An 18,006-nucleotide genomic window follows, 5' to 3' on the forward strand; every position below is an offset into this window, starting at 1 on the left:
GTAACCGATAGATTATGTCTTTAGATAAAGAGAATAAAACAGAACAAGCTAAATATCCAATCACAGACCGTGTTTTGGAGGCGCTTGCCGTGACCAAAAGGGGTTGTGAAGAGTTATTAGTGGAATCCGAGTGGCTAACGAAGTTGGCACGCAGTGAAGCAACAAAAACACCTTTACGGATTAAGTTAGGCTTAGATCCAACTGCACCAGATATTCATTTGGGTCATACGGTTGTTCTAAATAAGATGCGTCAGCTACAAGATTTAGGCCATACAGTTATTTTCTTGATCGGAGACTTCACCAGCATGATTGGTGATCCATCTGGCAGAAACGCGACGAGACCACCTTTAACAAAAGAAGAAATTGCTGTTAATGCTCAAACTTACTATCAGCAAGCAAGCCTAGTTCTTGATCCCAGTAAAACGGAAGTGCGTTACAACAGTGAATGGTGTGATCCATTAGGTGCTCGAGGCATGATTCAGTTAGCTGCCAAATACACGGTAGCTCGCATGTTAGAACGTGATGATTTTACGAAGCGCTATCGCGGCGGTATTCCAATTTCAGTTCATGAGTTTTTATATCCTTTGATGCAAGGCTATGACTCCGTCGCTTTAAAGAGTGATTTAGAGTTGGGTGGAACCGACCAAAAATTTAATTTGTTGGTTGGTCGAGAGTTGCAAAAAGAGTATGGCCAAGAAGCGCAATGTATTTTGACAATGCCATTATTGGTTGGAACTGATGGCGTTGATAAGATGAGTAAGTCTAAAAATAATTACATCGGTATCAGTGAAGCGCCAAGTGATATGTTTGGTAAGTTGATGAGTATTTCTGATGACTTAATGTGGAGTTATTTCACGCTTTTGTCATTTAAGCCTTTATCAGATATTGCCAAAATGAAAGATGAGGTGTTGGCTGGACGTAACCCTCGCGACTTTAAGGTAGCTTTAGGTCAAGAGATTGTGGCTAGATTCCATAGTGGAGTTGCAGCCGAAAAAGCCTTAGAAGATTTTAATCATCGCGCTAAAGGTGGAGTTCCTGATGATATTCCTGAGGTATCCCTTACGGGGGCGCCATTGGGCATTGGCCAGCTCTTAAAGCAAGCGAATTTGGTTCCAAGCACATCTGAGGCTATGCGCAATTTAGAGCAGGGCGGCGTCAAGATTGATGGTGAAGCGGTGAGTGATAAGTCGCTAAAGCTCAATCCGGGTACTTATGTGATTCAGGTGGGTAAGCGTCGTTTTGCCAAGGTCACCCTCTCTTAAAAAAGACGGTAACTATCATGACCATTATTTATTTGATTCGACATGGTGAGACCATGTGGAACCGTGAAAAAAGATTACAAGGACATATTGATATTGGTTTGAATGACCGAGGGCACTGGCAAGCCAAACAGCTGGGACAATATTTATCGGATCGACCCCTTGCCGCAGTTATTTCAAGTGATTTAAGTCGTGCAATGGATACAGCCAAAGCAGTAGCTGCTTATCATCAAATGGAACTGTTGTTAGATGCTGGATTGAGAGAGCGTCATTACGGCATCATGCAAGGTTTAAGTCATGATGAAATTATTGAGAAGCACCCTCGTAACCATGCCGCTTGGAAAAATCGTGAAATAGATTTTGTTCCGGAGTCTGGTGAGAGCTTGCAACAATTTTATGATCGAGTTTTACAGTCAACCATGATGTGGGCTGAACGTTATCCGGATCAACACATTGCGATGGTTGCACACGGTGGCGTATTGGATTGTCTTAATCGGGCTGCAACTAAAAGGTCTTTGGATGTGGCTCGTGATTTTGAAATACTTAACGCTAGTCTAAATACGCTCTCATACCAAAATGGACAGCTTGAATTGCTGGAGTGGGGCAACGTTGCGCATCTGCAAGTTGCCGATGAAGAGAATAACTACTCTTTGGATGAAGTCGACGGTAGCCCTAAGTGGGTATAAGCTAAAGCGGTCGCTATTCTTCCTCTTGGGGTGCGTTGCAAGAAACCCTGCTGAATTAAATAGGGTTCAATCACATCTTCAATAGTTTCTCGCTCTTCGCTAATCGCAGAAGCAAGATTGTCGATACCTACAGGACCGCCATCAAATTTATGAATGATTGCTTCCAGTAATTTTCGATCCATTAGATCAAAGCCAACAGCATCGACATCGAGCATCGATAAAGCGGCATCAGCAATATCTTGAGTAATTTGGCCGTTACCTTTAACTTCGGCAAAGTCGCGAACGCGTCTTAGAAGACGGTTGGCAATACGTGGGGTGCCGCGAGAGCGCTTGGCTATTTCATGAGCGCCACCATCATCTAGAGCAGCATTTAAGAGATTGGCTGAGCGTTTCACAATCAAAGATAGCTCTTCAGTTGTATAAAACTCTAATCGAGCCACAATCCCAAAACGGTCCCTCAGAGGGTTGGTGAGCATGCCTGCTCGAGTTGTTGCCCCAATCAGCGTGAAGGGTTTCAAGTCTAATTTCACACTTCGAGCAGCAGGACCATCACCAATCATGATGTCAATCGCATAATCCTCAAGAGCAGGATAAAGAATTTCTTCTACAACAGGGGATAGTCGATGAATCTCATCAATAAAGAGAACATCGTTTGTTTCTAAATTAGTTAATAAGGCAGCGAGATCGCCTGGGCGATCAATCACAGGGCCGCTTGTTTGGCGTAAGTTAACGCCCATCTCTTTGGCAATGATGTGCGCTAAAGTTGTTTTGCCTAAGCCAGGTGGACCAAATAGCAGAACGTGATCTAAAGCTTCCTGGCGCTGTTTGGCTGCGGAGATGAAAATCTCTAATTGGCCGCGCGCTTTCTTTTGACCAACATACTCATCTAATTGCTTAGGACGCAAAGCTCGCTCTAAGACATTGTCATCACTGCTGGCAGTGCTAACAACCAATCGTTCTTCGCTGGGATTGGATGAGGGTGAAATGTCGTCTGTTTTAATGGCCATGACTAGAGTTTATAACGATTGGCTAATTCTTTAAGCTTTAGAGAGCGCTTTAAGAGCCATTCGGATGCCATCCGATACAGAAGAGCCTGCAGTCACATGTTTAAGTGCTGCTTGGGCTTCTTTGTCCGAGTAACCAAGAGCCGTTAAGGCTTGCATGATTTCAACCTGACTATCAGGTGCTGTATTCGGTTGACTCAAGCCAATATCTGCACCCAGCTTGCCTTTTAACTCAAGTAAAAGACGCTCAGCTGTTTTTTTGCCAATACCTGGTACTTTTGTTAGTCGGGCGGATTCTTGAAGAGTGACAGCTTGAGATAGCTCTTGAACACTCATGCCAGATAGTAATGACAAAGCAGTTCTTGCTCCTACGCCACTAATCTTAATGAGAGCTTTAAACGACTCTCTTTCTTGTTCTGTAGCAAATCCAAATAATTGCTGAGCATCTTCACGAACAACAAAATGCGTTAAAAGCGTCACCGTTTGACCAAGCCCTGGCATTTGATAGAGCGTGCTCATTGGGACATCCACTTCATAGCCTACGCCATGGCAGTCGACTAATAGTCTGGGTGGGTTATTGGCTACTAAAGTGCCTTGTATTCTTCCGATCATATCGATATCTTAAGCTGATTAACCTAATTGTTGTAAACGTTGTTCAAGTTCACGATGATGGGCTGCACAAATGGCCACTGCTAGCGCATCGGATGCATCAGTCCCAGCGACTTTATTGAGTCGCAATAAACGTTTCACCATTTCTTGAACTTGGCTTTTGCTTGCTCGTCCGGTGCCAACAATTGCCTTCTTGACTTCTAGCGCACTAAATTCGACCATCGGGAGTTGGTTGGCAACCAGTGCTGCAATCGCTGCACCGCGAGCTTGCCCTAATAACAGAGTGGATCCTGGATTCACATTCAGAAAAACTTGTTCCATGGCTGATGCCGTAGGTTGATAAGTCTCAACCACCTCTCGAATGCCTGAGTAAAGAATGGCTAACCGTTGTGGCACAGGTATTTCTGTGCCACCTGTTTCAATCGTTCCAGAGGCTACATATTCTAGGCGTTGACCCTTGATATCAATAACACCAAAACCGGTGACTCGAAGTGCTGGGTCAATGCCTAGTATGCGCATAAATTAATGACGGAAATGACGTGTGCCTGTGTAGACCATAGCGACGCCGCGCTCATCGGCAGCGGCAACCACTTCGTCATCACGCATGCTACCGCCCGGTTGAATTACGCAGGTTGCACCTGCATCGACGACCACATCAAGACCGTCGCGGAATGGGAAGAAAGCATCACTGGCCACAGCAGAGTTTTGCAGAGTTAAGCCAGCGTTCTGAGCTTTAATGCTCGCGATTCTGGCGGAGTCAATGCGGCTCATTTGGCCTGCGCCAACGCCGAGTGTCATACCATCACCACAGAACACAATAGCGTTCGATTTAACATACTTGGCAACTCTCCATGCAAACATGAGGTCATCCATTTCTTTTGCAGTTGGTTGACGTTTAGTGACAACGCGCAATTCATTTGCCCCTACATTTTTAATATCAGGTGTTTGAACTAAAAGACCGCCACCCACACGTTTGATATCTTGAGGGTTAATGGTTTCTGCTAATTCGATCTCAAGTACGCGGACATTTTGCTTGGCTGCAAAGATAGCCAAAGCTTCTGGTGTGAATGCTGGGGCGATTAAAACTTCTACAAACTGTTTAGAAACAACTTCAGCCATTGGTCCATCGCAAGGGCGATTAAATGCGATGATGCCGCCGAACGCAGAGGTGGAGTCTGTTTTAAAAGCTTTTTGGTAGGCTTCTAGAGGCGTGCTGGCAACAGCAACACCACAAGGGTTGGCATGTTTGATGATGACGCAAGCTGGTTGACCACTGGTCACTGTATTACCAAAACTCTTAACGCATTCCCATGCTGCATCAGCATCGGCAATATTGTTATAAGACAATTCTTTGCCTTGAAGTTGGCGGTAATTAGCTAAAGCACCAGGAATAACTTGCGTGTCCTTGTAAAAAGCAGCTGCTTGGTGAGGGTTTTCACCGTAACGCATATCTTGAACTTTATTAAAAGCAAGATGCAATGTTTGTGGGTATTCGCTTCGTGTTGTATGGCTAAGATCATCACCTAGGCTTGATAAGTAGTTAGCGATTGAGCCATCGTATTGCGCAGTGTGAGCGTAAACTTTTTTAGCCAACATAAAGTTAGTTTCGAAAGAAACTTCATTTTTGTTGTCTTTCATTTCTTTTAGAACATGATCGTAATCTGTCGGTGAAATTAAAACGGTCACATCTTTATGGTTCTTTGCTGCAGCGCGAAGCATGGCCGGGCCGCCGATATCAATATTCTCAATCGCATCTTCAAAAGAACACTCTTTTTGAGCTACGGTTTTTTGGAAGGGGTACAAATTAATGACCAACATATCAATGGCACCTATGCCATGCTGTTTAAGCGCTGCCATGTGCTCTGGAAAATCGCGGCGAGCTAAAAGACCGCCATGAACCATGGGGTGCAATGTCTTCACACGACCATCTAGCATTTCCGGAAAGCCCGTTAGTTCAGCGACTTCTACAACGGGTAAACCGTTATCGGCAAGGAGCTTCGCGGTGCCACCTGTAGAGATGAGCTTAACGCCACAGTCGTGAAGAGATTTTGCAAATGGCACGATGCCAGATTTGTCTGAAACTGATAAGAGTGCGGTACGGATCATAGTAGTGGTCTATAAAGATAATGAATAAAAGGGTGAAAAATACTTAATGCTGCAATCTTTGGTTTTAAAGGAGTCCATGCTCCAATAATTTCTTTCTAAGGGTGTTTCTGTTAATGCCTAAATACGTTGCTGCAAGAGACTGGTTTTGCTCAGCATGTTTCATGATGAGCTCTAATACGGGTTTTTCCATAACAGTCAAAACCATTTGGTAAACATTGCTCGGTGCTGTTTCACCTAAATCGTCTAAATAACGTTTTAGGTGCTTTTCAATAGTTTGGCTGACGGGGTGTTGTTGGGGGGCGTTCATATTACGCAGCTTCTAAGTAAATTAATTGTTCTGAATCTTCTTTTAGTGAATCAAAAAAATGATTCACGGCACGTAATTGCTCTTGGCAATCGTCTATTGTATTCATGTGGTGACGGAAGGCGTGAGATCCTTTGAGGCCTTTGCAGTACCAAGCAATATGTTTGCGGGCACTGCGCACGCCAGCATACTCACCATAGAATTCATAGTGATCTAGCAGATGATGATTCATGATCCCCTGAATTTCACTGATCATGGGTGCCGGAAGGTATTCACCAGTTTGTAAGAAGTGATGAATCTCTCTAAATATCCAAGGTCTGCCTTGAGCAGCGCGACCAATCATCAGAGCATCAGCACCAGTTAATTCAAGTACCTTTTTAGCTTTTGCTGGAGAGTTAATATCACCGTTAGCAACAATAGGTATTGAAACTGCATCTTTAACCGCTGCAATTGTTTCGTATTCAGCTTCACCATGATACAAATCTGCTTTGGTGCGACCGTGTATGGTTAGCATTTCAATGCCGCTATCAACAGCAATTTGAGCAATTTTGATAGCGTTTTTATTATTTCTATCCCAGCCAGTTCTAATTTTTAAAGTGACAGGTACTTCTGGGTGATTTTTCTTAACTTGAGTAACAATCGTTTGCAAAATCTTGCCAACCAGCACTTCGTCTTTGAGAAGTGCCGAGCCAGATGCCACGTTGCAAACCTTTTTGGCAGGGCAGCCCATATTGATGTCAATAATTTGAGCGCCACGATCAATATTTAGGGCAGCGGCTTCTGCCATGACAAGAGGATCTGCCCCTGCTATTTGAACGGAGATGGGCTCAACTTCGCCATCGTGATTCGCTCTTCTAAGCGTCTTAGCGCTATTCCACAGCATGGCATTGGAGGCAATCATTTCTGACACAGCATATCCAGCACCTAATTGCTTGCAGAGCTGACGGAATGGACGGTCAGTTACCCCAGCCATGGGGGCTACAAAAAGGTTGTTTGGGAGGGTGTGAGGACCTAATTTCATCAGGGCGCCACTTTAACATGAGAGGCTTACTGTTGCCTAAATTTTAGGCAGACGATGATTGGGAGGGGCGGCCTATCTTTGGCCAAACATCATTTGGCGAGTGAGGCTTTGTTTCACTGGGGCTAAGATTTGAAGGCTGGATAAAGCAAAGCCTCGCGCGCAAATCACTGGCTTTAGGCGAGAGGTAAAAATTCGAGCCAAAAAGTCAGTAGTTGTAATTGTTGTGTTTCTATCGGTTTTTCTTAATGCTTGATATTCGCTCAATGCTTCATGAACATTGGTGTAAGAGGTGATTGACTCGGCTAGAGTGTGCGCATCTCTTAATCCCAAATTCAAGCCCTGACCAGCAACGGGGTGCATAGTTTGAGCAGCATTACCAATCCATACTTCATGACCTTGGACAATCTCTTTGCGCGCATTAAGACCTAACTCGTAGGATCTTAGTTCGCCGGTTTCAATGAAGCGTCCAGCGCGTGTGCCAAAAGATTTTTGTAACTCAGCTAGAATTGCCGCAGGATTTTCGTTGAACAGTGCCAATCTATTTTGCGTGGCTTCAGGGTTACCACACCAAACTAGATTGAGATATTCATGCCCTTTATGGCTTGGAAGTAAGGCTAGAGGACCTTCTTCGGTGAAGCGCTCCCAGGCAAGGTGTTGATGGATACGATCTGTCTTCACCCAGCCCACAATTGCAGCCTGCTCATAATCTCTATAAATTTCCTGCCACTCTTGCTGCTTAAAAAGTCCGCCTTCAGCATGAATGACCACATCTGCTAAATGTTGTTTATCTAGCTCATCAATTTTTTGCTCAAAATGCCACGTAAAGTTAGAAGAATTTTTAGAGATTTTTTGAAGTGCTTGGCGAATCGCTAAGTGAATATCAGCATATCGAACAATGTGACCGAGTGCGTCTTGTTGTAACTCTTCGCGACGGACAATGGCTCTTCCAAAATGACCCCGATGAGAGACATGTATTTTATGGATGGCAGGTGAGTTATTCGGCCAAGCCCCAATTTTATTAAGTAAGAGGTGGCTGCCTTGAGATACGGCGATGCCGCGGCTATCGCCCTGGGTGATGGCATCATTTGACTCCGGTAGCCTGTCATATAGATCGATACAGGCACCGGGTATTTTTTCTAAGATCCATGACGCACAGGCTAAACCTACAGGGCCTCCGCCAATAATGGCTATTCTTTTCATGATGAGTGTTTCATCAAATATTCAATTTCTGATACTTGAACTGGAACATCGCGACTCATTAATTCGCATTCACCTGATGTGACAAGGGCATCATCTTCAATTCTTATACCAATATCCCAGAACTTTGGATCAATATCATCTGATTTTCTAATGTAGATACCAGGTTCAATGGTGAGAACCATATTTTCTTTAAGGTTTCGCCAAGGTTTGGGCGTTAATGCGCTAGGTGTTTCACGATACTGACCTACATCATGAACATCCATGCCTAGCCAGTGACTTGTTCGGTGCATATAAAAACGTTGAAATGCTTTGGTCTCGATAGCGTTATCAACGCCGCCCACCACTTTTTTATCCAACAGCCCCAAGTCTAAGAGGCCTTGCGTGATGACTTTTAATGCGGCGTCATGAGGTGCTTGAAAGTCATAGCCTGGTTTTGTGACAGAAATAGCAGCTTCTTGTGCTGCGAGAACAATTTCATACACGGCTTTTTGTGCAGAGCTAAATTGCCCATTGATTGGGAATGTTCTCGTGATATCTGATGCGTAACCATGCAGCTCACAGCCAGCATCAATTAAACATAAGTCCCCATCATTTAATAAGGCATCACCAGCTCGATGATGAAGAACACAAGCGTTTGCTCCACCAGCAACAATGCTGTTATAGGCGACGCTTTCAGCGCCTAGGCTTCGGAATGTATGAAGTAATTCAGCTTCTAGATGGTACTCACGTAAACCAGGCTGAGATGTTTGCATAGCTTTGATATGACCTCTGGCAGCGATCTTCCCAGATTCACGCATGAGGTTGATTTCATAGTCGTCTTTGAAGAGGCGCATTTCATGAACGATAGTCTCAATATCAAATAGCGCCTCTGGGGTTGTCATGCCGGCTCTGACATGAGATTGGACCTTCTCTAACCATTGACGCAATTGTTGGCCCTGCTCCTGACTGTTATTTAAGCGCGCAAAGATGGCATCTTGATTGCTTAATAATTCTGGTAGCTTGTTATCTATTTCTGTATTGGCATAAGCCTGATCGATACCAAGATGGTTGGGCGCCGCTTCTGGCCCGAGTCTCCATCCGTCCCAAATTTCACGATCTAAATCTTTGGGTCGACAGAATAAAATGGTTTCACAGGTACTCTTGGTTACAACCATGACCAGCGTTGCGCCAGGTTCAGTAAAGCCGGTTAAGTAGTGAAAATCTGAATCAAATCGATAGGGGAAGTCACTATCCCTGTTGCGGTATTTTTCTGAAGCAGTTCCAATGATCACCACACCACTGCCACTTTTTTCACGAACAGATTGGGCTAGACGAAGACGTCTTGATGCATAAATTTGTTTTGGAAATTCTGGTGTATGAATCATTTTTATTTATTTAGTTCCGCTAATCTTTCCGGTGTTCCTACATCCACCCAATTGACGTTTAATAATTCACCTGTCACTTGGTTATGAGACATGGCGGTTCTTAAGATGGGGGCTAATTTTGCTATTTCACCTATCTTAATACCTTTAAGTAAATCTTGGTGGTAGAGCCCTGCACCGGAAAATGTGTAACTTGGTAACGTGTCACTTTTTTCCGTGATGAGGCCGCCTTTAAGAGAAAAATCTCCGCTGAGGTTGTGTTCAGGATTTTTTATGAGGAAGAGGTGTGCAAGTACTACTGCTTTGCTTTGTCTTAGATGTTCAACGGTATCTTGAATCGTTGAAAAGGGAAAGTCTGGGCAGAAAACATCTCCATTAATGACAAAGAAATAATCTTGAATCGTCATAAGTGACATACCCTGCTTTAATCCCCCAGCAGTCTCTAAGGCAACTTGTTCGTTAGATAGGGAAATTTCCAGATCTGGATAAGAGGAGTTCTTAATGTGCTGAACAATTTTTTCTCCAAGCCAGGCATGATTAATTGCGACTTGATGGGCGCCATGGCGAGATAGATTCTCCAGATGCCAATCTAATAGAGTTTTATTTTTAACGGTCAATAATGGTTTAGGTGTGTGGTCTGTGAGTGGTCGCATCCTTTCCCCGCGACCAGCAGCTAGGACCATACAAGGAATTTGAATCTGAGAACTCATTTTTAAAAGGTTAAACCATCAGGGCGTTGAATACCTTCTACTTTATCCAATAAGCGAACTAAAGGTTTAAGGCTGATGTAGCGTTCTGCTACTTTGCGGGTGTATTTAAAAACAAGAGGCATATCTTTGAGGTAGCCATCTTTGCCATCGCGATGGTAAAGACGCGCAAAAATACCCAAAACTTTAAGGTGGCGCTGTAGGCCCATCCATTCAAAGTCACGATAGAAGTCACCAAATTCATTCTGTACAGGTAAGCCTGCCTTGCGAGCCATTTCCCAGTAACGAATGACCCAATCCATTTGTTCCGGCTCTTCCCACTCAATATAGGCATCCCTAAATAGGGAGGCTAGGTCATAGGTGATGGGGCCAAATACCGCATCCTGAAAATCTAAGATGCCTGGATTATGGTGAGGTGTCACCATTAAATTTCTGCTGTGGTAATCCCTGTGAACCAAAACTTGGGGTTGAGCCAGGTTATTTTCCAAAATGAGCCTAAAAACCTTGGATAAATCCTGCTTTTCGACCTCATTTAGCTCAATTTGAAGGTGTTTATTCAAATACCAATCAGGAAAAAGGTCCAACTCTCTAGTTAATAGTGCTTGGTCGTATTCGGGTAGCTGTCCTTGATTGGGTATGAGCTGTATCTTAATTAAGGCTTCTGAAGCATCCCTGTATAGTTTGGGCGCCGTTGAAGGGGTAAGGGCCGATAAGTAAGTTTCATTGCCTAAATCGGATAAAAGTAGGAAGCCTTGAGCGACATCCGCTTCTAAAACAGTTGGAACCTGAGCCCCTGCATCCCCTAAAAGCTTGGCAATTTGAATAAATGGCCTTGTATCCTCGCTGACTGGAGGGGCATCCATGATGATAAAACTGCTATTTTGAGCAGATTTATCACCTAAAACCCTAAAGTAACGCCTAAAACTGGCGTCGCTGGATGCGGGTTTGATGGAATTGAGGTCAATCGACCACTTGGAAGCCAGGCTGGCTAGCCAAGTATTTAATTCAGATAAGCGGGTATCAGTCTTCATGGCTTCGTATAATAAAAGCACTTAAGTAATATGCCTAAAACTTTTATTACCTCGAGACCAAATCTCGATCTAAAAATGCCGCTACTCAGACATCTGCTAGCGGTTACTTTTGCGTCTTTGACACTACCGAATATAGCTTACTCAGAAGAGCAGAAGTTATCTCCAGATGAACCGCTTAAGCTCCGATTAGAAGATCAGCTATTAGTTCGTCCAGTAGTTCCTGATGATTTATCGCCAACCTTTACGTCGTCAAAGAAGTTGGATGGCGTTATGGATCGACAAATGCAACTTGAGGGTGATGCCGTTATTCGTCGAGGACGAACAGTGATCAAGGGCGATGTGATTACTTATGACCCCGATACCGACATCGTTGATGTTGAAGGCAATGCGACCTTATTGAAAGATACCACTTACTTCAAAGGCACTAGAGCTAAATTAAGAGTGGATGCGCAACAAGGTTGGATGGAAGATCCAGATTACGAGCTGAGAGGCATTGGTGGCTACGGCACGGCGGATCGCGTAGACTTCAAAGAAGATAATGAATTTGAGCTTGAGAAGTTAACTTACAGTACTTGTCGTCCAGATAATCTTGATTGGTATTTGTCAGCAAGCAGAATGGATGTTGAGCAGGATACAAAATCTGCGGTGGGTACTAACGCTGTTCTGCACTTCTTTAATGTACCTGTTTTGTATACGCCTGTATTTGCTTTGCCAGTAGGTTCTGGGCGCCGCTCCGGATTTTTATCGCCAACCTACGGTACGGTCAGTCGAGGCGGTGTTAAGGGTTGGGATATCACAGTGCCTTATTACGTCAATATTGCACCCAATCGCGATATGACTTTATTTCCAAGATACATTGAGGGTCGTGGAGAGCAGTTAGGCACAGAGTTCCGTTATTTAGACAGAAATTACGCTGGCGTGGTGAAGGCTGAAACGCTTGATGATTCTGCCTACGGAAAAAATCGTTGGGCATTGAGTGTTAAACACACTCAAAACCTGGCGCGAGGCTTGGTCGGTTATACCGATTTTAGTAAAGTGTCAGATAATCTGTATGTTGATGACTTGGGTAAGAGTTTGGATGGGGTCATTAACCGCCAGTTTAACCAAGAGGTTGGTACACGTTATACCAATGCGGGTTGGAGTATTTTGACGCGCGTTCAAAAATATCAAACGCTTCAGCCTGATCCAGCTAATCAGGTAGTTCTGCCTTATGATCGTGAGCCACAGGTTAATGCCAAATTTGTACGGAACAACTGGAGTGGCCTCAATTTTTCTTTTGAATCTGATGCGACTAGGTTTACCTATAAAGGGCTATCTAGTGTAGATAGAACATTTAGTGCGGGTAACCGTGCTTATGCAGTTACCTCGGTGGCTAAGCCATTTATGACGCCTGGTTACTATGTGACGCCGAAGGTAACTCTTAGATCAACGCAATACACGGTCGATCCATTTCCAGGGCAAGCAGACTTAAATCGCAATGTGACGTTGCCAACATTTAGCTTGGATTCTGGTTTGGTATTAGAGCGAGATGCGCTTGAGTTAAATAATATTTTTAACCGAAATATTCTTATGACTCTTGAGCCAAGAGCTTTTTACGTTAACACGCCTTATAAGTATCAATCTGACTTGCCGTTGTTTGATACGGGTGATGCTGGTTTTGGTATCTCCCAAATATTTAGTGAAAATTCATTTGCTGGTAATGACCGTATTGCCGATAACAATAAGGTGACGTTTGGTGTTACCTCAAGAATATTGGATGCAGATACCGGCGTTGAGCGCTTAAGAGGTATCGTGGCCCAGCGTGTTGATATGGACGGTCAGCAAGTCACCCTGACAGGTCAGCCGCAAGCTCAAACAAAAAGATCTGATTTACTAGCGGGTCTGTCGACAAGATTGGTGGGCAACTTTAACTTGGATGGTTTAGTTCAATATAACGAGCAAATCAGTAAATTGGTTCAGCAGAGTGTGACAGCCAGTTATCGTCCAGAAGTTAGAAAGTTATTAAATCTAAGTTATAAGAGATCCGTAGACATCTATAACCGTGCTACAACGGATCAATATGAGGCTTCCGGCCAGTGGCCCATTACTCGAGAGTGGTATGGTATTGCCAGGTATAACTACGATTTAATTTCCAATCAAGTATTAAATCGTGTGGCGGGTCTGGAATACGATGCAGATTGCTGGGTCATGCGATTAGTCCATCGCCGCTATCAAAATACATCTGTCTTAACCACCTCTGAAATTTATATGCAAATTGATTTCAAGGGCTTTTCAGGTTTTGGAAATAACTCCATTGATTTAATTCGTTTTAATATTCCAGGATATGAGCCAGTCAGCCCTAATCCTGCACCAATATCACCATTTGAAAGTTACGAATGAAGCTAGCTAAATTTATATTTTTTTCCCTTGGATTGACCTTTGTCTTTGGCGCTGCGCATGGACAAAAAGCAAGCCAGCCAATTGATCAGGTGGTTGCAGTTGTTGATACCAGCTTGATTACAAAGGTTGAATTGGAGCGACGTTTAGCAGCTATTGAAAAACAGTTCAAAACAGCTAATCGTCAATTACCTTCAAGTGCTGAGTTAAGAAAGCAAGTTTTAGAAAGGTTAATTTCTGAACAAATTCAGCAGAATCTTGCAAAAGAGCAGGGTATTAAAGTTTTGGATCCAGAGTTGGATCGAATTTTAAATTCTGTTGCGGGTCAGAATAAGTTGACTATTGCTGAATTCAAGATCAAGTTAGAAAAAGAGGGTGTTTCTTTTAATAAGTATAAAGAGGATTTGCGCAAAGAAGTTGTTGCTGCAAGATTGCGCGAAAGAGAAGTGGACGCTCGAGTTCGTGTGAGTGAAGCTGAAATTGATAACTATATTGCTGAAAAAAATCGAGGTAAAAATTCTCAAGGAGCAAATGGTGAGGTTTATTTGGCTCAACTGTTAGTTGCTGTTGCAAGTAATGCTTCTGAGTCAGATATTGCGAGCGCTCGCGAGAAAGCTGAGTCCATCCTTAAGCAAGCTATAGCAGAAAAGGATTTCTTAGGCTTTAGTAAGCGTATTGCAATAGCAGGTTCCGGAGTTCGATCAGAAGATTTGGGGTATCGTACATTGGATCGCTTGCCTCAGCTATTAGTAGACGCTTCAACCGGTGTTGCATCTAATCAAATGGTTTCAAGGTTGATTCAGAGTGGTGCAGGTTTTCATATTATTAAAGTGATGGACCGTAAAGGTTTATCAGCTTCATCTGATGCTGAAATTTCTGTGACTCAAACTCAAGCTAAGCACATTCTTTTAAAACATCGATCAAATCAGACAGAACAAGAAGCTCAAAGACGTCTCAATAGTTTTAAAGAGCAAATTAAAGTTAAGGAAGCAGACTTTTCTCAGTTGGCAAAAAAATACTCTGAAGATGGCAGTGCTGCTAATGGAGGCATGTTGGGTTGGATGTCTCCAGGAGAGTTAGTTCCTGAGTTTGAGCAAGCGATGAATCGCTTGAATATTGGTGAGGTTAGTGCTCCGGTTAGAACTGAGTTTGGATGGCATCTTATTCAGGTCATTGAGCGTCGTGATGCGAAGTTATCTGCAGATAAGCAAAGAGATTATGCTCGCGCAGCGATTCGTGAAAGAAAGCTAGATCAAGCCTATGAAGACTGGATTCGCCAAATTCGTGATGGTGCTACTGTTGAAATAAGAAATCTTGATTGATGATGATTCATATTGCTTTAACAACAGGTGAGCCTGCAGGGATTGGCCCTGAGATCAGCGTTAAAGCAGCGTCAGAGTTTTTAGATCAATATGATGATGTCACGATCCATTTAATTGGTGATCAGTCATTGCTGACCACAAGCGATGATCGACTAATCATTGAGCATCAAGCTTTATCGGAACCAATTTCCCCTGGGCAGCTTAATTGTAAAAATGCGCGCTATGTTATTGCGACCTTAGATCATGCAATAGATGGCTGCGTTTCTGGTATTTACGATGCCATGGTGACTGCACCTGTCCAAAAAAGCATTATTGCTGAATCTGGGATGACATTTACGGGGCATACGGAGTACTTGGCCCAAAGATGTCATACATCATTAGTCGTGATGATGTTGTGCGGTAAACCTATTTTCAAGTCCGATCTTTTGCCGGAAGAATTAAGAGTGGCCTTGGTGACGACCCATATGCCGCTTAAAGATGTGGCATCCCATTTGTCGATTGGTTTGATCCAAAAAACCATTCAAATCATCGATCGTGATTTAAAAGAAAAATTTAACATTGCTAAGCCCTGTATTTATGTGACAGGGCTGAACCCGCATGCTGGAGAGTCTGGTCATATGGGGCGAGAGGAGATCGATACGATTATTCCTGCTCTGGAGCAACTTCGTGCTAATGGATTCAACGTGATTGGACCATTGCCCGGTGACACTATTTTTAGCCCATCCAATTTAAAAAATGCAGATGTTATTTTGGCAATGTCACATGATCAAGGTTTGGCGCCATTTAAATTTGCCACATTTGGTGACGGTGTGAATGTGACCCTTGGGTTGCCGATTATTAGAACCTCTGTGGATCATGGTACTGCTCTCAGTATTGCTGGTAAAGGGTTGGCTGACTCTTCTAGCATGATCGCGGCACTCGAGTTAGCTCGCAATATGGCAAGGAATAAACGTGGCACATCAAGCTCGTAAACGATTTGGACAGCACTTTTTAGTTGATAGTGGCATCATTCATGCCATTATTCGAGCGATAGAACCTGATCCCCAAGACGCTGTGATTGAAATTGGCCCAGGTTTAGGGGCGATGACAAGACCTTTGCTCTCTTCTTTAAATGAGATGTCAGTTGTAGAGTTAGACCGAGATTTGGTTAAGCGTTGGAACTCTGAATCCAATAAAAACCTAACGGTTTATGAGGCTGATGCACTTAAATTTGATTTTCTAGCTTGGGCAAAAGCAGCTCGAGAAAAAATACAACAAAGTAGCACCTCATCAAGGGTGAAGATTGTTGGTAACTTGCCCTACAACATATCCTCTCCTCTTTTATTTCATCTCATGGACGCTGCTGACTTTGTTGATGAGCAAGTGTTTATGCTGCAAGCAGAGGTGATTGAGCGCATGGTGGCTCAACATGGTGATTCAGAATACAGTCGATTATCGGTGATGTTGCAGTCAAGGTATCACTTGGAAAATGTTTTAGATGTTCCGCCTGAGGCTTTTGATCCGCCACCTAAAGTCGATTCTGCCGTTGTAAAGATGATTCCACGAGTGGATTTGAAGTTAACCACTATTGAGTACGAGTCTTTGGCATCGCTGGTTTCGATGGCGTTTGCTCAGCGTCGCAAGGTGCTTCGAAATAATCTATCAAGCGTTAAGGAACGTCTCAATCTATCGGATGAAATCTTGGCTTTAAGAGCCCAAGATATTTCAGTTGAAGACTATATTACTTGGGCGCGTAAGCTGGCGCATCAATAACGCGCATTTCAGCTTCAATCCATTCTTCTGTTGCCTGATGGACTTGCCCTGCAGATTTGTCCGTTGAGCTGATAGCCGGCCCAATTGAGACAATAATTTTTCCTGGGTATTTCAGAAAACTATTTTTTGGCCATAAATGTCCGGCATTGTGGGCAATTGGAATCACCCATGCATTGGTAGCGCTTGCAAGGCGAGCGCCACCTTTGAGATACTGTGGTGAGCTACCAACCGGTGTACGTGTACCTTCTGGAAAAATGATAATCCAAAGACCTTGCGCAAGATATTTCTTGCCTTGGGAGGTGATTGAGTGTGAAGCCGCCGCCCCTTTAGAACGATTAATGTGGATCATTCTTAGCATGCCTAAGGCCCAGCCAAAAAATGGAATCCAAAGTAATTCACGCTTAAAAACAAAGCAGATTTGTTTTGGCATGATTGCCAGAAGAGCAATGGTTTCCCAGGCCGACTGATGCTTGGAAAGCAGTATAACTGGCTTGTCTAACATCGCTTCTACGTTTTCCATCCCACGCACTTCATAGTCAATGCCACAAATTTTCTTGGCAAGATAAGTGATGGTGATATTCCAAACCTTGGCTAATTCATACCGTTTTGCAGCGCTGATAAATGGGAAGGTGATAAAGCAAATGCTTGCCCAAATAGGCGTTAATATCAGCATGCTTAGTAATAAGGTAACAGATCTAATTTGAATCATGTGCGCTGAATAAAATGATTAGCAAAAGCCATTAAGTTTTGATGGATAGCTGTATAAGGTGGTAACTCGCCACTAGCTCTAGCCTTTTCACCTTTGCCAGTAAGTACAAGATGCGGCTCTGCGCCAACAGCAACGCCGGCAACCAAGTCGCGAACGCTATCACCAACAATTGGCACCCCTTTGATTGGTATGCCATACCTTTCGGAAATTTGTTGAATCATGCCTGGTAGTGGTTTTCTGCAATGGCACTTGTCTACATCGGTATGTGGGCAGAAAAAAATCGCATCCACATGGCCGCCTACTTTGGCGAGTAGGCGATGAAATTTTTCATGAATAGCGTTGAGCATATCCATGTCATAAAGACCTCTTCCAACGCCAGATTGGTTGGTGGCAACGGCAATGTGATAGCCGGCTTGATTGAGTTTTGCAATGGCCTCTAAGCTACCTGGTATCGGAATCCACTCATCTGGCGACTTAATATAAAGATCGCTATCTTCATTGATAACGCCATCTCTATCTAGAATGACAAGTTTAGAGTGCGGTGTTTTAGAAGCCATTT

Annotated in this window: 18 protein-coding genes; 6 read left to right on the forward strand and 12 right to left on the reverse strand. The window is 43.6% G+C overall.

The genetic code is table 11. The features are described 5' to 3' along the window. Nucleotides 1-14: 14 nt before the first annotated feature. A complete protein-coding gene (gene tyrS, locus ICN28_RS06820) occupies nt 15-1,262 on the forward strand; it encodes a tyrosine--tRNA ligase (RefSeq protein WP_216287297.1) in 1,248 nt (415 codons plus the stop codon). A gap of 17 nt (nt 1,263-1,279) precedes the next feature. Beyond that, nucleotides 1,280-1,945, forward strand: a complete 666-nt coding sequence (locus ICN28_RS06825; RefSeq protein WP_216287299.1) for a histidine phosphatase family protein — start codon at nt 1,280-1,282, stop codon at nt 1,943-1,945. On the opposite strand, the gene ruvB is transcribed toward ICN28_RS06825, so the two are convergent. From ruvB to ICN28_RS06875, 10 genes are all read right to left on the reverse strand, one after another. After that, entirely contained in the window at nt 1,903-2,952 is a 1,050-nt protein-coding gene (gene ruvB, locus ICN28_RS06830; protein WP_216287301.1) for a Holliday junction branch migration DNA helicase RuvB, read from the reverse strand. The genes ICN28_RS06825 and ruvB overlap by 43 nt on opposite strands. Before the next feature lie 30 nt (nt 2,953-2,982). Continuing rightward, complete coding sequence (gene ruvA / locus ICN28_RS06835) at nt 2,983-3,561, reverse strand: Holliday junction branch migration protein RuvA (RefSeq protein ID WP_216287303.1); 579 nt, start codon at nt 3,559-3,561, stop codon at nt 2,983-2,985. 18 nt (nt 3,562-3,579) lie between these two features. Next, a complete protein-coding gene (gene ruvC, locus ICN28_RS06840; protein ID WP_216287305.1) occupies nt 3,580-4,077 on the reverse strand; it encodes a crossover junction endodeoxyribonuclease RuvC in 498 nt (165 codons plus the stop codon). Between the two features lie 3 nt (nt 4,078-4,080). Beyond that, on the reverse strand, nt 4,081-5,664 hold the full coding sequence (gene purH / locus ICN28_RS06845; protein ID WP_216287307.1) for a bifunctional phosphoribosylaminoimidazolecarboxamide formyltransferase/IMP cyclohydrolase: 1,584 nt from the start codon (nt 5,662-5,664) through the stop codon (nt 4,081-4,083). Between the two features lie 64 nt (nt 5,665-5,728). Beyond that, nucleotides 5,729-5,971 carry a helix-turn-helix domain-containing protein gene (locus ICN28_RS06850; RefSeq protein ID WP_216287309.1) on the reverse strand — a complete coding sequence of 81 codons (243 nt, stop codon included), beginning with the start codon at nt 5,969-5,971 and terminating at the stop codon, nt 5,729-5,731. Between the two features lies 1 nt (nt 5,972). Then, nucleotides 5,973-6,989 (reverse strand): tRNA dihydrouridine synthase DusB, encoded by a 1,017-nt coding sequence (gene dusB, locus ICN28_RS06855; protein WP_216287311.1) that lies wholly within the window; start codon nt 6,987-6,989, stop codon nt 5,973-5,975. Nucleotides 6,990-7,061: 72 nt separating this feature from the next. Continuing rightward, on the reverse strand, nt 7,062-8,189 hold the full coding sequence (locus ICN28_RS06860; RefSeq protein WP_216287313.1) for an FAD-dependent monooxygenase: 1,128 nt from the start codon (nt 8,187-8,189) through the stop codon (nt 7,062-7,064). Beyond that, the gene (locus ICN28_RS06865) at nt 8,186-9,553 is read right to left on the reverse strand and encodes an aminopeptidase P N-terminal domain-containing protein (protein ID WP_216287315.1); all 1,368 of its coding nucleotides are present in this window, start codon (nt 9,551-9,553) and stop codon (nt 8,186-8,188) included. The genes ICN28_RS06860 and ICN28_RS06865 overlap by 4 nt, the downstream gene beginning before the upstream one ends. A gap of 2 nt (nt 9,554-9,555) precedes the next feature. After that, nucleotides 9,556-10,260, reverse strand: a complete 705-nt coding sequence (murU, locus tag ICN28_RS06870; RefSeq protein ID WP_216287317.1) for an N-acetylmuramate alpha-1-phosphate uridylyltransferase MurU — start codon at nt 10,258-10,260, stop codon at nt 9,556-9,558. 2 nt (nt 10,261-10,262) lie between these two features. Next, on the reverse strand, nt 10,263-11,288 hold the full coding sequence (locus ICN28_RS06875) for an aminoglycoside phosphotransferase family protein (RefSeq protein ID WP_216287319.1): 1,026 nt from the start codon (nt 11,286-11,288) through the stop codon (nt 10,263-10,265). A 30-nt stretch (nt 11,289-11,318) separates the two neighbouring features. Between ICN28_RS06875 and ICN28_RS06880 the strand changes: the two genes are divergently transcribed. From ICN28_RS06880 to rsmA, 4 genes are read left to right on the forward strand one after another with little or no spacing between them, the layout of a single operon-like run. After that, a complete protein-coding gene (locus ICN28_RS06880) occupies nt 11,319-13,667 on the forward strand; it encodes an LPS-assembly protein LptD (RefSeq protein ID WP_216287321.1) in 2,349 nt (782 codons plus the stop codon). After that, nucleotides 13,664-14,986 (forward strand): peptidylprolyl isomerase, encoded by a 1,323-nt coding sequence (locus ICN28_RS06885; protein WP_216287323.1) that lies wholly within the window; start codon nt 13,664-13,666, stop codon nt 14,984-14,986. The genes ICN28_RS06880 and ICN28_RS06885 overlap by 4 nt, the downstream gene beginning before the upstream one ends. Next, nucleotides 14,986-15,957, forward strand: coding sequence for a 4-hydroxythreonine-4-phosphate dehydrogenase PdxA (gene pdxA, locus ICN28_RS06890; RefSeq protein WP_216287325.1), 972 nt, complete (start codon nt 14,986-14,988; stop codon nt 15,955-15,957). The genes ICN28_RS06885 and pdxA overlap by 1 nt, the downstream gene beginning before the upstream one ends. Continuing rightward, nucleotides 15,932-16,738, forward strand: a complete 807-nt coding sequence (gene rsmA / locus ICN28_RS06895) for a 16S rRNA (adenine(1518)-N(6)/adenine(1519)-N(6))-dimethyltransferase RsmA (RefSeq protein ID WP_370626480.1) — start codon at nt 15,932-15,934, stop codon at nt 16,736-16,738. The genes pdxA and rsmA overlap by 26 nt, the downstream gene beginning before the upstream one ends. On the opposite strand, the gene ICN28_RS06900 is transcribed toward rsmA, so the two are convergent. After that, complete coding sequence (locus ICN28_RS06900) at nt 16,707-17,447, reverse strand: 1-acyl-sn-glycerol-3-phosphate acyltransferase (protein WP_216287326.1); 741 nt, start codon at nt 17,445-17,447, stop codon at nt 16,707-16,709. The genes rsmA and ICN28_RS06900 overlap by 32 nt on opposite strands. Next, complete coding sequence (gene gmhB / locus ICN28_RS06905; protein WP_216287328.1) at nt 17,444-18,004, reverse strand: D-glycero-beta-D-manno-heptose 1,7-bisphosphate 7-phosphatase; 561 nt, start codon at nt 18,002-18,004, stop codon at nt 17,444-17,446. The genes ICN28_RS06900 and gmhB overlap by 4 nt, the downstream gene beginning before the upstream one ends. Nucleotides 18,005-18,006 lie beyond the last annotated feature (2 nt).

Origin of the sequence: Polynucleobacter sp. 30F-ANTBAC (assembly GCF_018882385.1) — a bacterium.
Taxonomy (GTDB): Bacteria; Pseudomonadota; Gammaproteobacteria; order Burkholderiales; family Burkholderiaceae; genus Polynucleobacter.

Bases quoted from the DNA above. Each gene is read 5' to 3' on its own strand.
- tyrS (WP_216287297.1), top strand. From the start codon at position 15: ATGTCTTTAGATAAAGAGAATAAAACAGAACAAGCTAAATATCCAATC.
- ICN28_RS06825 (WP_216287299.1), top strand. From the start codon at position 1,280: ATGACCATTATTTATTTGATTCGACATGGTGAGACCATGTGGAACCGT.
- ruvB (WP_216287301.1), bottom strand. From the start codon at position 2,952: ATGGCCATTAAAACAGACGACATTTCACCCTCATCCAATCCCAGCGAA.
- ruvA (WP_216287303.1), bottom strand. From the start codon at position 3,561: ATGATCGGAAGAATACAAGGCACTTTAGTAGCCAATAACCCACCCAGA.
- ruvC (WP_216287305.1), bottom strand. From the start codon at position 4,077: ATGCGCATACTAGGCATTGACCCAGCACTTCGAGTCACCGGTTTTGGT.
- purH (WP_216287307.1), bottom strand. From the start codon at position 5,664: ATGATCCGTACCGCACTCTTATCAGTTTCAGACAAATCTGGCATCGTG.
- ICN28_RS06850 (WP_216287309.1), bottom strand. From the start codon at position 5,971: ATGAACGCCCCCCAACAACACCCCGTCAGCCAAACTATTGAAAAGCAC.
- dusB (WP_216287311.1), bottom strand. From the start codon at position 6,989: ATGAAATTAGGTCCTCACACCCTCCCAAACAACCTTTTTGTAGCCCCC.
- ICN28_RS06860 (WP_216287313.1), bottom strand. From the start codon at position 8,189: ATGAAAAGAATAGCCATTATTGGCGGAGGCCCTGTAGGTTTAGCCTGT.
- ICN28_RS06865 (WP_216287315.1), bottom strand. From the start codon at position 9,553: ATGATTCATACACCAGAATTTCCAAAACAAATTTATGCATCAAGACGT.
- murU (WP_216287317.1), bottom strand. From the start codon at position 10,260: ATGAGTTCTCAGATTCAAATTCCTTGTATGGTCCTAGCTGCTGGTCGC.
- ICN28_RS06875 (WP_216287319.1), bottom strand. From the start codon at position 11,288: ATGAAGACTGATACCCGCTTATCTGAATTAAATACTTGGCTAGCCAGC.
- ICN28_RS06880 (WP_216287321.1), top strand. From the start codon at position 11,319: ATGCCTAAAACTTTTATTACCTCGAGACCAAATCTCGATCTAAAAATG.
- ICN28_RS06885 (WP_216287323.1), top strand. From the start codon at position 13,664: ATGAAGCTAGCTAAATTTATATTTTTTTCCCTTGGATTGACCTTTGTC.
- pdxA (WP_216287325.1), top strand. From the start codon at position 14,986: ATGATGATTCATATTGCTTTAACAACAGGTGAGCCTGCAGGGATTGGC.
- ICN28_RS06900 (WP_216287326.1), bottom strand. From the start codon at position 17,447: ATGATTCAAATTAGATCTGTTACCTTATTACTAAGCATGCTGATATTA.
- gmhB (WP_216287328.1), bottom strand. From the start codon at position 18,004: ATGGCTTCTAAAACACCGCACTCTAAACTTGTCATTCTAGATAGAGAT.